The organism is Waltera acetigignens (assembly GCF_025567015.1).
GTDB lineage: Bacteria > Bacillota > Clostridia > Lachnospirales > Lachnospiraceae > Acetatifactor > Acetatifactor acetigignens.
Window position 1 is genome coordinate 21,891 of sequence record NZ_JAOQJO010000017.1, and the last position, 16,056, is coordinate 37,946.

General features: G+C 49.2%; 14 protein-coding genes and 2 tRNA genes. All 16 read right to left on the reverse strand.

Features of this window, described 5'->3' with window-relative positions; translation table 11 throughout:
* Positions 1-7: 7 nt before the first annotated feature.
* A tRNA-Leu gene (locus OCV96_RS15030) sits at positions 8-91 on the reverse strand.
* A 32-nt stretch (positions 92-123) separates the two neighbouring features.
* Positions 124-205, reverse strand: a tRNA-Tyr gene (locus OCV96_RS15035).
* A 209-nt stretch (positions 206-414) separates the two neighbouring features.
* Positions 415-2,304 carry a glycosyltransferase family 39 protein gene (locus OCV96_RS15040; protein ID WP_182430251.1) on the reverse strand — a complete coding sequence of 630 codons (1,890 nt, stop codon included), beginning with the start codon at positions 2,302-2,304 and terminating at the stop codon, positions 415-417.
* 187 nt (positions 2,305-2,491) lie between these two features.
* Positions 2,492-4,594, reverse strand: coding sequence for a glycoside hydrolase family 13 protein (locus tag OCV96_RS15045; protein ID WP_262594825.1), 2,103 nt, complete (start codon positions 4,592-4,594; stop codon positions 2,492-2,494).
* 430 nt (positions 4,595-5,024) lie between these two features.
* Positions 5,025-6,830, reverse strand: a complete 1,806-nt coding sequence (gene ftsH, locus OCV96_RS15050) for an ATP-dependent zinc metalloprotease FtsH (RefSeq protein ID WP_118669169.1) — start codon at positions 6,828-6,830, stop codon at positions 5,025-5,027.
* 30 nt (positions 6,831-6,860) lie between these two features.
* Positions 6,861-7,385, reverse strand: coding sequence for a hypoxanthine phosphoribosyltransferase (hpt, locus tag OCV96_RS15055; protein WP_022313253.1), 525 nt, complete (start codon positions 7,383-7,385; stop codon positions 6,861-6,863).
* Between the two features lie 20 nt (positions 7,386-7,405).
* Entirely contained in the window at positions 7,406-8,899 is a 1,494-nt protein-coding gene (gene tilS / locus OCV96_RS15060; RefSeq protein ID WP_262594827.1) for a tRNA lysidine(34) synthetase TilS, read from the reverse strand.
* A 42-nt stretch (positions 8,900-8,941) separates the two neighbouring features.
* Complete coding sequence (locus OCV96_RS15065) at positions 8,942-10,135, reverse strand: SpoIIE family protein phosphatase (protein WP_118730798.1); 1,194 nt, start codon at positions 10,133-10,135, stop codon at positions 8,942-8,944.
* 131 nt (positions 10,136-10,266) lie between these two features.
* The gene (locus tag OCV96_RS15070) at positions 10,267-10,524 is read right to left on the reverse strand and encodes a septum formation initiator family protein (RefSeq protein WP_412123594.1); all 258 of its coding nucleotides are present in this window, start codon (positions 10,522-10,524) and stop codon (positions 10,267-10,269) included.
* Positions 10,436-10,978 carry a spore cortex biosynthesis protein YabQ gene (gene yabQ / locus OCV96_RS19745; protein ID WP_118503033.1) on the reverse strand — a complete coding sequence of 181 codons (543 nt, stop codon included), beginning with the start codon at positions 10,976-10,978 and terminating at the stop codon, positions 10,436-10,438. The genes OCV96_RS15070 and yabQ overlap by 89 nt, the downstream gene beginning before the upstream one ends.
* The gene (yabP, locus tag OCV96_RS15075) at positions 10,978-11,265 is read right to left on the reverse strand and encodes a sporulation protein YabP (protein WP_117465441.1); all 288 of its coding nucleotides are present in this window, start codon (positions 11,263-11,265) and stop codon (positions 10,978-10,980) included. The genes yabQ and yabP overlap by 1 nt, the downstream gene beginning before the upstream one ends.
* Positions 11,266-11,361: 96 nt before the next feature.
* The gene (locus OCV96_RS15080; RefSeq protein ID WP_022313248.1) at positions 11,362-11,601 is read right to left on the reverse strand and encodes an RNA-binding S4 domain-containing protein; all 240 of its coding nucleotides are present in this window, start codon (positions 11,599-11,601) and stop codon (positions 11,362-11,364) included.
* 86 nt (positions 11,602-11,687) lie between these two features.
* Positions 11,688-12,038, reverse strand: a complete 351-nt coding sequence (locus OCV96_RS15085; RefSeq protein ID WP_255713168.1) for an HU family DNA-binding protein — start codon at positions 12,036-12,038, stop codon at positions 11,688-11,690.
* A gap of 75 nt (positions 12,039-12,113) precedes the next feature.
* Positions 12,114-13,559: a PEGA domain-containing protein gene (locus OCV96_RS15090; RefSeq protein ID WP_262594830.1), complete on the reverse strand. Its 1,446-nt coding sequence runs from the start codon at positions 13,557-13,559 to the stop codon at positions 12,114-12,116.
* A 10-nt stretch (positions 13,560-13,569) separates the two neighbouring features.
* Entirely contained in the window at positions 13,570-14,571 is a 1,002-nt protein-coding gene (locus tag OCV96_RS15095) for a CotS family spore coat protein (RefSeq protein WP_262594831.1), read from the reverse strand.
* 79 nt (positions 14,572-14,650) lie between these two features.
* Entirely contained in the window at positions 14,651-15,997 is a 1,347-nt protein-coding gene (locus OCV96_RS15100; protein WP_262594859.1) for a CCA tRNA nucleotidyltransferase, read from the reverse strand.
* Positions 15,998-16,056: the final 59 nt, after the last annotated feature.

The following is a 16,056-nucleotide window of genomic DNA, read 5'->3' on the forward strand; positions in this document are numbered from 1 at the left end:
TTAAGTATGCTGGTGGCCGGACTTGAACCGGCACGGAGTTGCCCCCGAGGGATTTTAAGTCCCTTGCGTCTGCCTATTCCGCCACACCAGCGGACGCATCACACATTTATATAAATGTGCGAATGGATGGAGGTGGATTCGAACCACCGAAGCAAATTGCAGCAGATTTACAGTCTGTCCCCTTTGGCCACTCGGGAATCCATCCATGTCAGGCAAGAGTGCCTTAACAATGTGAAATTGTAGCATATGTTCACACAAATTGCAAGATGTTTTTATTATTTTAGTGTAAAAGTTCAGCCATAGGATGACAGAAGCGACGATTGGGTGCTCGCACACAAAGCGTCAATTCTGTCATCCTATGAGCAGAGCGCCAATCTATGAGCAAAAGTAGTCACGAAGTGACGAAAAAGCGTGCTAACGCAACTTTGCGAATGACGCAGGCTGAACTGCTTCAATATAATATAAATAGAAAGGATACTGCGACAGTTGCATCAGTCCGTAATCGGTTACCTGATATCCATCCTGCTGCAATCCGGCGATGGCATCTGCGCCAAGTTCGGTCGGTGTAAAATACCAGAACCTGTCGGAATCCGCCTGGTTGTAATCTCCGTTCACGATTTCATTATCCGGATAGTAATAATACAGCACGGTCCAACCCAGATGTTTTACACCATTCGTGACCATATTTACATCCTCATCGGGGGTACCGATCAGATCCAGTGTCTTTTCGGTCTCCACCTTCTGCTGTTCATAGCTGTCATAGCATTCCCGATAGTTCTGAATTCCCAGGCCGAATAATACTACCAGCAATACCGCCAGCACAATTCTGCTTACAGCCTCCAGGCCCTTCCAGGACTTCTTCTCCAGCTCTGCAGCCAGTTCCAGCACACGGCTGCTGCCCACCGCCAGCATGACGATTGCCACCGCGCTTAACGGATACAGATATCTCTGTGCCAGCATCGGTGCCATAACAACACTTAACAAATAAGCAAATGCCAAAGTTCCAAGGATTGTGCAGGCTCCCACTGCCATGGCATATGTCTTGTCAGACCAGTTTCTCACAGAAGGCTTCTGCATATGTACTCCGTCTTTTTCCACAGAGAATACAGAAGAATCCACTGCCAGGGTCACCACCAGAAACAGAATCACCAGCGGGAATACGATACCATTCATCCCTCTGCCGCCCATAACGATCTCCAGACTCTGGTCCAGTCCCAGGATCTCTGTCATCCACCAGCCTCTGCTGACATTTTTCAAGCCGGCATAGAAGAAATATAGCCAGGGTGCATAACCTATGAAAAATGCTACGATGGCCAGAACACCCTTTATCCATGTTTTCCCACGGTATTTGATCCATACGGCCACTCCGGTGAAAAACATCATAATGCCTACAGCCACCAGTGCATAATAGTGAGAATACGCTGCTGCCAGTGCCCACAGCACCATGCCTGCCCAGGTCTTCCTGCTGCCGTCAGCAATGACTCTGTAGGAACAATAGAAGCAACCCATTACACACAGGAAAGCCAGCGCATACATGCGGACTTCCAGATTGTACTCCAGACACGCCTGTCCCAGACCGGAGATCATCACAAAAAATGTTGCCGCAAGCATTCCGAAATGTTTCCGCACAACGGTCAGTGCCAGTACGATCCCGATCACGAAGGGCACCAGAGAGGCCAGGTGGAATACCGGTACCTTATATCCGAACAGGGTCCCGAATAATTTCAGCCAGTAATAATACAGTGGCGGATGATTGTCCCAGTAATACAATACCTGCAAAATGCCATCCACATCCTTGTGGGCCGTATTCGCAGAAAACGCCTCATCCCCCCACAGTACGCGGTCGGACATCATGCTGAAATTCAGACACACCACCAGCACTGTCAATGCCAGTACTGCCACCGGTCCTATGTATTTGCGAAATACGCTCCACGCCTTGCTATCGGTAATCTTACTCAGGACGCTCCGGATCTTCTCATGCTTTCCGGCTTTCGCTTCTTCCACGAACAATTCCGCAATGGCATAGACCAGCATCATGCTGATCTCCAGACATAGAACTTTCACTGCATATTCTCTGGATTCCAACAGCTTTCTCAAGATCGTATTGCCGTCATTGCCGGTCAGCGACAACAGGATCCAGGGAATGACCAACATACAGAGCAGGCAGGTGAGATAACGAAGGACATATTCTCCCTTCCCGATCGTGACAGACTGTCCGCTTTTTTTGTTATTTTTTAAAATAGATTGCCGCCAGATCCCAATGGATACCAGCGGCAACAGCAGGGTAATAATGATGGTGAACATCGAATATCCTCTCTGTCTTTTGTATTTGTAACTATTCAGAGCCATGTAAATAGTATCAAATGAGCGTCGAATCCTTGCATTCGTAAGAGCATTTGATACTATTTATAGGGCGAAGTAACCACCATGAGCAAAAAGGAAGCCTCGCAGAGGCGGTTTTGCGAATGGTGTTCTGAATAGTTACATATATTTATTCTTCTACATATTTCAGTATCGTTGCCGAGGTCTGTGGCATCTCGATCAGAACCTTGCCTGCCCTGATCTCATACTCCGCACCTTCCATGCAATACCCGTCATCCCTGGACTGCAGGATCACTTTCATCTTACCTGTCTTAGGGGTTCCGATCTCCCACACATGAATCTCTTTGGTGATGGGATGATAATTATTGTTGATCAGGATCGCACACTGTCCCTTGCGGTTAAAACGTCCGTAAGAAATAAAGTTGTAGTCATTTTCCAACATTTTCAAGGAGCCGATCCGCAGCTCCTCGTTCTCCCGGCGCAGACGGATAATGTCCTTATGAAATGCCAGCAGCACCTGATCCTCATGTCCCCAGGGATACGTTCTGCGGTTGTCAGGATCTGTGAAACCACAGACACCGGCCTCATCTCCGTAATAGATTGTAGGAGCACCCGTCCATGTCATCTGGATCACAACGCCTTCCCGGAAGACTGCCTTATTGATACCCTGTTCCGCAGCCTGCGGTCCCAGTGTATTGGTACGTCCCACCTTATGATTCGTTCTCGTCAGAAAACGGGAATGATCATGGTTGGACAGTTCATTCATAGCCACCTGCCAGCTGGGCATGGAGAAACTGGAGGTATGATGCCGCATGGCTCCCCAGAAGCTCTCTGCATTGCCGAGCAGATCCTCTCTGTAGTCATCGCTGTGCTTCTCCATACCGGTGAGGAACCAGGTCACGGGCTCCATGAACGCATCGTAGTTCATGACAGTATCCCATTCGTTGCCCTGCAGCCAGTCTCTGGTATTGCCGTAGTGCTCTGCCAGAATAATAGCCTCCGGATTGGCCTCTTTTACCGCTTTCCGGAATTCCTGCCAGAAATGATGATTGAACTCCTGGCTGTGGCCTAAGTCTGCCGCCACATCCAGTCTCCAGCCATCCACATTGTAGGGCGGAGATACCCATTTTTTCGCTACATGAAGGACATAGTCCATCAGTTCCTGGGATCCCTCGTAGTTCAGCTTCGGCAGTGTGTCATGTCCCCACCATCCGTCATAGGAATTGTTATAGGGCCATGCTGCCTGATTGTGGAAATCAAAGTAATTCCGATAAGGGCTGTCAGCACTGACATAGGCACCCTTGTCATATCCTTCCGCATTCTCATAGATGCGCTCTCTGTCCATCCATTTATTAAAGGAACCACAGTGATTGAACACGCCATCCAGAATGACTCTCATGTCTCTGCGGTGTGCCTCTGCCACCACCTGAGCAAACAGCTCGTTGCTGGCTTCCAGATTCGCCTTGTTAGTCACACGGTCGATGTAACGGGAAGCAAAACGGTTCTCCCGCTGTCCGTCGGGAAGCAGATCCCCTTCATCACTGACAATCTTTCCAATATGGGGATCAATATAATCATAATCCTGAATATCGTATTTGTGGTTGGAAGGGGAGACAAACAGAGGATTAAAATAAATCACCTCAACTCCCAGATCCTGCAGGTAGTCCATCTTGTCCAGCACACCCTGCAGGTCTCCGCCGTAGAACTCACGGACATCCATCTGTGCGGGATAACGTCCCCAGTCCTCTACGCGGTGTACCGGCTCCCCGATATAGCAATATTCATTGGTCAGCACATCATTGGAAGGATCGCCATTGCAGAAACGATCGGTATAGATCTGGTACATTACCGCACCTTTTGCCCAGTCGGGAGTATGGAAGCCGGGAATGATGATAAAATCATAATACTCGTTGACCTCCTGCACCAATCCTCTCATATCGAAGATACCTGTGATCCTGCCGGTCTGTACCTCAAAGTAGTAGGATACCTTCTGATCATCCAGACGCATCACATAAGCATAGTAATCAAAATCATTATTGCTCTCCACTCGTACCATGAGATGCTTCTGTCCACCGCTTACGAGGAATATCCTGTCCACGTTGTTCCTTGCGGTACGGAAACGGATCGTCACCTCGGAATATGGTTCCGGCTCTTCCGGGATCACATACTCCGCACTTGTATCCGTAAAAAGAGCTCTTCTGTTAAATACGGGTCTCATGGCAGCAATATACTGCTGATTATATTCTGTTCGACGTAATCGCTCCAGATCCATAGTATCTATCCTTTCTGAGACTAATGTCTTACTATCTATATTATGACACTGCTTCTGCCAAAGTGCTTTGTTGTCTTGTGCGCTCCGGCAGTATGACATGTCCCAAGCTCAAAAGCTCTATTTATTATACCCTTTTTCCTTACATCTGACAACTGCCCGCCTCTTTATTCAGCGATTTTTAGACAGTAAAAAGGACAGTCTTGGGAGGACTGCCCTTTTTAGAGAAGGTATTTCTTTCTTATGGGGTATAGCAAAAAACTATATAATGTATTGGGGGGGTTACGAGTATTATAATAGCATGCACTCCTATTTTTGACTATTCTCAAAATTCACAAATATCACAAAAGTGAATATTCATTTTTGTATATTTTTCACAAAATCGGTTTGTACAATACTACCAATTCCACGAAACTCCCGCGAAAACCTTTTCCTATACGAAAAGACCCTCGAATTCTTCTCTGGTGATCTTCTCCTTCTCCAACAGCAGCTGTGCACAGCTATGCAGCACATCCTCATGCTGTAAGATAATATCCTTGGCTTTGGTATAGCAGTCATCTATGATGTGCTTGACTTCCTTATCGATCTCACCGGAAATCTCCTCACTGTGCGCCTTGGCATGTGCCAGATCCTTACCGATGAAGACTTCATCATCGTCATCGTCATAGCAGATGACACCGATATTATCAGACATTCCGTAACGGGTTACCATACGGCGGGCTGTCTTGGTGGCTTTCTTAATATCACTGGATGCTCCGGTGGTAATATCTCCGAAGATGATCTCCTCTGCGATACGTCCGCCCAAAGATACCATGATATCCTGGAGCATACGGCTCTTGGTGGCGAACATCTCATCCTTTTCCGGCAGAGGCATGGTGTAACCGGCGGCTCCCACTCCGGTCGGGATAATGGATACGGTATAGACCGGTCCCACATCCGGAAGTACATGGAACAAGATCGCATGGCCTGCTTCGTGGTATGCAGTGATCTTCTTCTCCTTGTCGGAAATGATACGGCTCTTCTTCTCCGCACCGATTCCCACTTTGATAAAGGCTCTCTTGATATCCTTCTGTGCGATAAAGGAGCGGTTCTCCTTCGCCGCGATAATGGCTGCTTCGTTCAGCAGGTTCTCCAGATCCGCTCCGGTGAAGCCTGCAGTAGTCTGAGCGATCTGCTGCAGATTCACATCATCCCCCAGAGGTTTGTTCTTCGCATGTACTTTCAAAATCTCTTCTCTGCCACCGATATCCGGGGTTCCCACCGCTACCTTACGGTCGAAACGACCGGGACGCAGGATTGCAGGATCCAGAATATCCACACGGTTGGTGGCCGCCATAACGATAATGCCCTCATTGACGCCGAAACCGTCCATTTCTACCAGTAACTGGTTCAGGGTCTGCTCTCTCTCATCGTGTCCTCCGCCCATACCGGTACCACGCCGTCTTGCCACGGCATCGATCTCATCGATAAATACGATACAAGGTGCATTATGCTTTGCTTCTTCAAACAGGTCACGCACACGGGAAGCGCCCACACCGACGAACATTTCCACGAAATCAGATCCGGAGATGCTGAAAAAAGGTACTCCGGCTTCGCCTGCCACGGCTTTCGCCAACAGGGTCTTACCGGTTCCGGGAGGGCCCTCCAACAGGACACCCTTGGGGATTCTGGCTCCGACACCGGTGTATTTTCCCGGCTCCTTCAGGAAATCAACGATCTCCTCCAGTTCTTCCTTTTCCTCTTTCAGACCGGCTACCTGAGCGAATGTGACACTCTTGTCACCCAATGTCATCTTGGCGCGGCTTTTGCCGAAGTTCATCATCTTGCCGTTACCGCCGCCTGCCTGTTGGGCATTCATCATCATGAACAGGAAAATTCCCACCGCCAGCACGACCAGCATCGGCAGCATATAGGTCAGGAACCAGTTCTCCCTTTCAATGTCATTGACCACCGGATCAAACCCATACTCACGTACCAGGGTCTCCAGTTCTGTAATGTCCGTTGCGTACAGCTTATGAGATACACCGTTCTTCATCTGGATCTCCAGATATCCGGTAGGTGCTTCTCCGTTGGGCTGCACCACGACTTCCGATACATTGCCGGCATCCAGATCCGCAATGAACTCTGCCTTGGTGTATTCATCTGTACGGTTGTTCAACAGGTTGAGGCCGAAGATCACCAGAAGCAGAAGTATGATAAATATAAAATATGAATTGATTGTTTTGCCGTTTTGTTTCAACTTCACGGGCCTCCTACATCTTTGTATCGCTTAATCGAATTCTACCACACCGATGTAAGGCAGATTACGATATCTCTGATCATAATCCAGACCATAGCCCACTACAAACTCATCGGGAATATTAAATCCGGTATAATCCACATGGACATCGATCACTCTTCTCTCGGGTTTGTCCAACAGGGTGCACAGACGTAAAGAAGCCGGACCTCTGTCCTTCAGCATCTCCAGCAGATAGCTCAGGGTTCTTCCGCTGTCCACGATATCCTCTACTACAATAACTTCCTTATCTTTCAGAGATTCGTCCAGATCCTTCACGATCTTGACTACACCGCTGGACTTGGTATCGCTGCCATAGCTGGATACGGACATAAAGTCCAGAGATACGGGAACAGTGATACGCTTTGCCAGTTCACACATGAAAAAGCTGCCACCCTTCAGTACACATACAAGGTGTACCTGCTTACCCGCATAATCCTTGCTGATCTGCTCACCGATCTCCTGGATTCTCTTATCTACTTCCTCTTCTGTCAACAGTACTCTGATATGCTCTGCCATTTTCTTTTGTCCTTTCGCTTTTAAGCGAACTCCTTTCTTATTAATTGTACCTTTAAAATACGTTTTGTATTCTCCGTTACTTTATAATATTCGCTGATACGGTATCCCACGACCCACAGTACATGCTCTCCCTCTGCCAGGATCGGCAGTCTATCGCGTTCCGCCTGTGGGATCTTTTGATCGACCAGATAACTTTTCAGCGATTTATGGATCATCCCGCCTCTGCCGTCAGCAATGGTCAGATAATCACCCGGCTTTCTTGTCCGTATCACCGGACATTTTTTTATTTTATCATAATCAAACCATTTCGTATACTGATTTGTGGGAACTTCTTGGTTTTTTTCATGGGCAGCGGCCAGGTCACACACACAGTATTCCACCGTTCCCACTTCACATTCCACTGTCCCTGTCTGTCCGGGAGAAAGCTGCAGAGTTGGTTGATATTTCTCAGCCACTTCCGTCTTCTCCAAAAGCTCCCTGTCTGTCCTCTCTACTGTCAGCAGGACTTCCTCATATTGCCGTCTACCCCGGATGCCGAACGGAAGACAGATCTGCCGGTTGCCTTCCCTGGTAAACAAGGTCAGCAGCTCCTGAATATGCTGGTAAGTGATGTCTTTCTGCCCGGGAGACAATTGCTTCACTTCTTCATACAAGAGGCGCTTACGGATCACAGGATGCAACGACAGAAAAGACTCCACAGCAATACAGATCACCGCGTTCCGGCTGTCCCCCGTCTCTGCGGACTCTCCGTCACCGTCCGTTGCCCGGATACATCGGCCAGCTGCTTCTTTTGTCTGCAGTTCCAGATAGTCCTCCGTCTCCGCCAGCAGCTCCGCCGTCTGATTCATATGCGCTACACAGCCCTTTACAATATTCTGCTCCGCATAAGGCAAAATATGATGCCGAATACGATTTCTGGTGTAGTCATCCTCCTCATTGGTGGCATCCTTGCAATAGACAATTCCTCGCTGTTGTAAAAACTTCTCGATCTCCCACCGTTCCAGACATAGGAGCGGTCGTATAATCCGATCTCTCACAGGCAAAATGCTGGCCAGTCCCCGGATTCCACTGCCCCGGAACAAATGGAACAGCTGGGTCTCGCTGCGGTCATTGCTGTTGTGGGCCACTGCGATCTTCGTGGCTCCCCACTCCTTTGCCGCCTTTTCAAATGCCTCATATCTCGTTCTGCGCCCGGCTTCTTCCTCAGAGATTTTCTCCATGCGGGCTCTGTTCCTTACCTCTGCCCTGGTCAGGAAAAAAGGGATTCCTCTCTCCTCGCAGAGCTGCTCCACATACCGGGCATCTTCTCCGGCCTCCGTGCGAATGCCGTGATCCACATGCACTACGGCAATGTCTGTAGGTACTTCCTTCTGCCATTCCAGCAACAAAAATAAGAGGCAAACCGAGTCTGCCCCTCCAGAAACACCGGCTACCACACGGTCGCCGGCCTGCAGCATGTGATGCTCTCTGATATATGCAAATACTTTTTCTCGCGTATCCATCCATGTATTCATGTTTTTACTCTATCCTAATTATGAGGAAAAATCAAGGCGGCATCACGTGTTTTCCCACAGGCAGAGCACAAATACCGTCATATCGTCCCGAATCCGTCCCTCTGAGGCACAGATGGCATAGGACAATATTTTCTCTGCGATCTCCTGCGGGTTCTGTTCCTGCAACCCTTCCAGCACCTGTGCCATGCGCTCTTCCCCGTCTTCCATCATATCCAGAACCCCGTCCGTCATCATGACCAGCAGATCTCCCGGCCGGATCTGACACATCTGTCGTTCTATCTGCACTTTTTGAAAAATACCTAACGGCAGGCTTTCGCCGCCGACACAGAGAACCCTTCCGGAGGTCTTCCAGAATGTGGCAACACCGCCCACCTTGCAGATCTCACATTCGCCGGTATACAGATCCAGGCTGCAAAGGTCTATCGTAGGATGATCGTCCTCTTCATTTTGCGCATACAACGCGGAATTCAGGAGATTCACAGATGCCTCGGTCCCGAAGCCCGCCTCCAGCATTTTTTCCATGAGATCCATGACTCTGCCGCTGCCCCGGCTGGCATCCTCCCCGGAGCCTGTCCCATCAGACAACATCAGGATCAGCTTCCCTTTTTCCGATTCCATGGTGGCATACTGATCCCCCGAGACTTTCTCCCCTTCTTTTACCGCCCGGCTCACCCCCGTCAGTGCTATGTATTTCGGTTCCTCTGTGAACAGAAAACAATGCGGCTCCTGCTCCACGAGATAAGGGCTTCCTGAAGAGACCTGCAGCTTTTTTCCCAATAATACCGTCAGCATGTCCGCCACCTGTGCCGCCTTATAGTGCCTTTTTTCGGTGGACAGTGTCATACTGATCCCTGCTTCTGTCCCGGAGCTGCTGCCGTCCTTCTCCACATAGCAGAGGTCTCTGGCGATGATCCCTTCACTCTTGAGCGCCTGTACCAGGCTTTTCCTCTTTTTCTCTTCCAGCGGACAATACCCCAGTTCCTCTCCTGCCACCCGTTCCATGATCCGGGCCACTTCCTGCAGATGGTCTCCCATGATCTGTCTGCTCTGCCACAGCATACATTTTTCCAGAATATTCTGCCTGTCCTCTCCTGTAATCTGTATCTCCTGCCGAAAGCTCTTCCCCAGTTCCTCAAAACTCTCCGCATATCCCATCAGTTTCTGTCTGCACAGCAGTGAGATCTGTGCACACTGTTCTCTCTCCAGCCGTTCCTGCTCCTTTTTCCCTATAATCATGGCATCCTCCCCTTTCTGTTTTCACGATTATAGGGCAGTTTTCCTCTTCCTTTTGTCAAATCGAGGGAGGGAAAGACTTCATTTTTTGCGACAAAAAAAGCAGGTTCACTGTTGAGAAACAGTTTCCCTGCTTAATTGTCTTCCTGAAAAAGGATCTCACCTTCGTATACCAGTCCCAGCTTATCCTTCGCCACCTCTTCCACATAAGCTTTCGTCTGAGTGTACTTACCGAATTCCTCGATCTGTTCCGCTCTGGTCTGCTCTGCTTCGATCTGCGCGCCAAGGCTTGCGATCTGGGTATCATAGCCCGCAATCTTCTGTTGTAATTCCACGCTCCGCACCGCAACGACCACCATGATCATCAACACGACCAGGGTCACCAGGAACATACTGAACCGGTTCTGGTGTCTCTTGCGGTAGGCTGCTTTTCTTCTTGCCATACGCGCATCTCCTTTTAATGAATATTTTAAGCATTTTCCTAAGTATAGTCAACTGCTTTTTCAGCCAATTTCCCGTTATCCGCAAGGCTTTCCGGATTGGGTGCAGAAGAGTATTCAGGCCCAGTGCCACATACTTTACAAAAAAGGGACTGATTGTCCTGTGATACAGGTACATTCCCGCCAATGCCCCCAGCACGGCAAACCATCGCAGGTTCCCGTTACTTTCATGAAACATCAGCAGAAAGACCTTTCCCGCACAGTAGATCCAGAATGCCAGATCTTCCAGAGATACCATGCTGGTACTGTGAGCGAACACTCTTCGCAGGATCCGCAGAATATCATACAGAAAAGTGATCCCCACACCCAGCAGAAAGGAATGCAGCAGAAAAACATTTTCATCCATCAGCGGAACAGCCTGCCCAGGAAGGATTCCTGTTTTTCTCCGGATGCTGCGGTATCCGAATATACAAGGCTGTCGATCCGGCCGTCAATATCCACTTCCCCCTTGTCTAATGTCAGGCGGTTCACATGGAGCTCGTTGCCACGGATCATCAGCATCCCCTGTTCCGTCTCCAGCAGGATCTCCCGCAGATCAAAGGAAAGGACGTCATTTACCCCATTCACGGTACATGTCCGTCTGTTGGTCATGGTCACTTTATGCATACGTCCTGTCGCGTTTAAATCTTCCATTCTCTCCATAGCCTCCCATCCTCCGCTCCTTCCGGAACCGGACTTACAATGTATTGTATGGGAAAATGTGGAAATTTATACATAGAGAACCTGATATTATATATAACGGAAAAGTTCTTTGGCTTCTTCTTTTTTCACGGTCTCCTGTACATCCAGGACCTCGACTTTTACTTCCTTGTTGCCGAAAGAGATGGAAATGATATCTCCCTCTTTGACATTGGCGGATGCCTTTGCCGGCTTATCATTGATCAGCACTCTGCCGCTGTCGCAGGCTTCATTAGCCACAGTACGGCGCTTGATCAGTCGGGATACCTTCAAATATTTGTCTAATCTCATGCTTTTAACCTCACGATCATCCGTTTCTGAAAAACAAAAGAGACCCGAAAGGTTGTCCTATCGAGTCTCTGAAAATTCAGCTTCTATTATGCGTTCAGCATATCCTTTAATGCCTTACCAGCCTTGAACTTAGGAGCCTTGGAAGCAGCGATCTTCATAGGTGCGCCGCTCTGAGGATTTCTACCCTCTCTAGCTGCTCTGCTGGATACTTCGAAAGTACCGAAGCCAACTAACTGAACCTTACCATCCTTCTTTAACTCTTCAGCAACAACATCTGTGAATGCCTTTAATGCCTTCTCTGCGTCCTTCTTGGAAAGACCTGCCTGATCAGCCATAGCTGCAACTAATTCTGTTTTGTTCATATTGAACTCCTCCTGTAATGAGTTTTCGTTATTAATTTTACGCTCGAAAATAGTTCTTTTGAAACGCCTATACATATATATATCTGTTTTTATCCCTTTTGTCAAGGTTTTTCCGCATATTTACGGCATTTCTTCCCCTCCCGGAAAGGATCATTCTGTCGATGAAGAGCTGGGCGTCAGGTCTACAAATGAGTAGGATACATCCTTTTCTTCTTCATCCACCTGTACCGTATAACTTCTGGTTTCATAACCGGATTTTCGCAGGGTGATCACATGACTTCCTGAGGTCTTCTTAAAACTGCAGGGGGAAATTCCCACATAGTTGCCGTCCAGATATACCTCCACATTTTCCGGAGCATCAATATGCACGCGGTAATAGGTCGTAGTCGTATCTGCGGTGGAGGTAGATTCCGTTGCGGAAGAGCTGGAAGAACTGCTGCTTTCCGTACTGTCTTCACTGTCGGAGTCCGCCTTATCCAGCTGGACATCCACTCCCGCGGATTCCTGCCCCACCCTGAGATACTGTGTAAGCGACTTATAGCCGTCCGCCTTCGCTATGATCTGATGAATACCGTATTCCAGCGTGATCGGCTGAGAGGCATCCACCTGACTTCCATCGATATACAATTCTGCATCGGAAGGATTCAGGGAAAACAGCACCATACCGTACTGTGCCTCTGCCACTTCCAGATCACCGATATCCAGTGTTGTTTCCTCGTTGCGGTTGATTACGACATTTTTCGTGCCGCCACCTCCGTTATAGCTGATATCTACCTGATAGCTTCCCTCCGGCACAGTCACCAGCATGTCCTCTGTGATCCGTACGATCTGTGTCTGGCCGATTTCCAGCCAGCCGCCCACAAAGTTCTCATCATTGACCAGTCTGAGGTATCCATGGCCTTTTTCCACCGTTACGCTGAGCACTGTGCTGTCAATGCCGTGAAATGTCAGGATATCCGCCGGATTCAGATCCATTTTTTCAATGCTGTGTCCCTGGGAAAAATACTGGGTATCCTTAGACAGCTGGAACACCTCTTCCCCGATGGCCACCTCATTCCGTACGGTATTCATCTCGTAGTGCTCCACATCTTCATACTGCCATGCTGTCTGCGCCAGCTGCATGGAGGTCAGATGCTTCTGACTTTTCAAAAAAGTCACATCCACGATGTCCCCCTCCTGCAGCTGACTCAGGGAAATTGCCTTTCCATATTTATCTGCGAACCGCGTTGTTCCGTCCATGGACAGCGTGTAACGTTTGCCCAGATCCAGATTTAACAGTGTGACAGTGTTGTCAACATTATTGATATCCACCAGTACCGCCGTATCTGCGGAATCATAGCTGTCCGGATTGGTGACAACAAAGCCGGTATCTATCCGCTCTGCCTGTGCCGTTGGCGCAGGTGTTGCCGCCGTCCCGGAGGATGCTGTCTGCCCGCATCCAGCAAATGACATTGCTGTCACAAGCAAAAGAATTACCACTGTCTGTTTCGTTTTCGAATACTTTTTGTCTTCGAATCTTTTCAACGTTTTTGCTTCTCCTTTGTCTCCTGACGCTGCGATCCTGCCGCAACGTCTCTTCCGTTGTCTGCCGTTCATTGCCCGGCTTTTATCTTTGCAGCAGTTTCAGGAATTTCTTTCTGGCCGCTTCCTGTTCCAACAGGCGGTCCAGTTTCTCCTGATTCTTCTCCGGGATCCAGGCCTTGCCGGAATTATAATAAAAGTTTACGATCTTCCACAATTTCTCAGGATAGGACAGGCGGTAGACCAGATCCTGTCTCTCATAGGGCTTTAACGGTCTGACACTTTCATAAGCCGCCAGAAGCACTCTGCCCCATTCGGCATCCCATTCACTTTTTTCCAAAAGCTTTCGCAACAGCAGATACAGGTCTCTCACCGGCCCGTCTGCCTGACATTTTTCGAAGTTCACCAGGAAAAATCCACGGTCCTGCCGCAGAATATTATGATATTGGTAATCTCCGTGGCAGAAACACAGCGGTACTTCCTCTCCGCTGTCGGAGGCAGCCAGCTCGATCTCTTTCCATTCTTCACACAGTTGTCTTGCTTCCTCTAAAAAAGGATCAATCACTGCAGACAACCGGATCTCGAACCAGGTCTTCTGGCTGCGCTGTTTCAAGAACCTGCGGGCTCTCTTGAGCTCCCGGTTATGCTTCTCATAGTCCCGGCTGGGGAGATATCGCTCTATGACCGGTGCCGAAGTCTCCTCCGTCTCCGGAAATACCGGTGTAAATTCCAGATCACCGTGCAGTCTCGCCAGAAGCCGCATGGCTTCCATACATTCTTCCCTGTCACGGATATTACATTCTCGGCCTTCCCACCAGGTCTTCAGAATATATCTGACACCGTCCCGGTCTGTCACCGATAACGCGCCTTCCTTTGTGGCAAGCAATCGCTCCGCAGGAACGGTTCCCCGTTCCTCCAGGTGCTTCAGGACCTGCTCCTGCAGGCATAATTGTTCCTCTCTTCCGGTATATTCCTTGAAGATCAGGCAGCCCTGCTGTGTATCGCACAGAATCGCTCCCCTTCCTTTTCGGGTACGCAATACTTCTATCTCATACTGCTCCAGCAGTACCACCGCTCTGTCATTCACTTACAACCCCTCCTAAGATACGTCCTTAACCGTTTCCCGGTTCCTACGCTATCTTATGAGGAAAGCCTGTAAAGTATGCTCAATCTTTGTCTGCCGACAGTTCCTTTACCTTTTCCAGCAGCTGTTCTCTGGTATTCTGCTCGGGATGTTCCAATACCAGTTCCAGCAGCTGTTGCAGCATCTCTCCCAGCTCTCTGCCCGGTTTCATACCGGTGTTGATCAGATCCCTGCCGGTGACCGCCAGTGTTTTCAGGGAGATGCACTGCTTCTTTTCCAGCATTTCCTGATACAGTTTCTTCCAGAGTTCGAGATTCTCTAGTTTTTCTGTTCTCAGGTAATCGCTCTGTGCCAGAATATCTGCCCGTTTCACCGGGAACAGCAGAGGGAAAATATCTTCCCCGATCTTATTCACCGCCCGGCGGACAATCCGCAGATCCGGTATCACATCATTGCCATAATCATGGTATCTCACCAGACGGGTGACCACCGCAACGGTATCATTATCAAATCGCAGTCTCCGCAGAATCTTCCGCGCCATCTCTTCTCCCACCGCCGGATGTCCGTAGAAATGAGTGATTCCGTCTTCATCCACAGTAAGTGTGGCCGGCTTGCCGATGTCATGGAGCAGCATGGCATAACGCAGATTCTTGTCCGGCCCGATCTCCATAAGTGCATGTAATGTATGCTCACCCACATTGTATTTATGATGCTTGTGCTTCTGCGGTGTCTCCATCATGGCATCGAATTCCGGTAGGATCACCTTGGTGACACCCATGTCATAAGCTTCTCTGAGAGTGTCGGGATGAGGGGACACCAACAGTTTAGTCAGTTCCACCTGAATCCGCTCCGCACTGATCTTCTGCAGGGTCGGTGCCAGCTTCCGGATTGCCGCCTCAGTATCTTCGTGGATCTCGTAGCCCAGCTGGGCTGAAAAACGAATTGCCCGCATGATCCGCAGGGCATCTTCTCCAAAACGTTCTTCCGGGTTGCCTACGCATCGGATCAGCTTCGCCTCGATGTCTTTTAATCCGCCGAAAATGTCGATCAGGCCTTCCGTTTCATTATAAGCCATGGCATTGATGGTAAAATCCCGGCGTTTCAGGTCCTCCTCCAGGTTCGGAGTAAACATCACTTCTTTGGGATGTCGGCTGTCTTCGTATTTTCCATCCACACGGTAGGTCGTAACCTCAAAGCCTTCCTTGTCCAGCATGACGGTTACGGTGCCATGCTGGATTCCGGTGTCGATGGTGCGACGAAACAGCTGCTTTACCTGCTCCGGTCTCGCCGAGGTGGTGATATCCCAGTCCTCCGGGGTTCTCCCCAGAATGGAATCCCGCACGCAGCCGCCTACCACATAGGCTTCGAATCCGGCATTCTGTATGGTTTCTATGATATATTTCGCTTTTTCAGGTATTTGTATCTGAATCATATATATCCTCTTTTGCAAAAATCACACACGCTCATTGCTCTGTGAGTTTTCGCTTG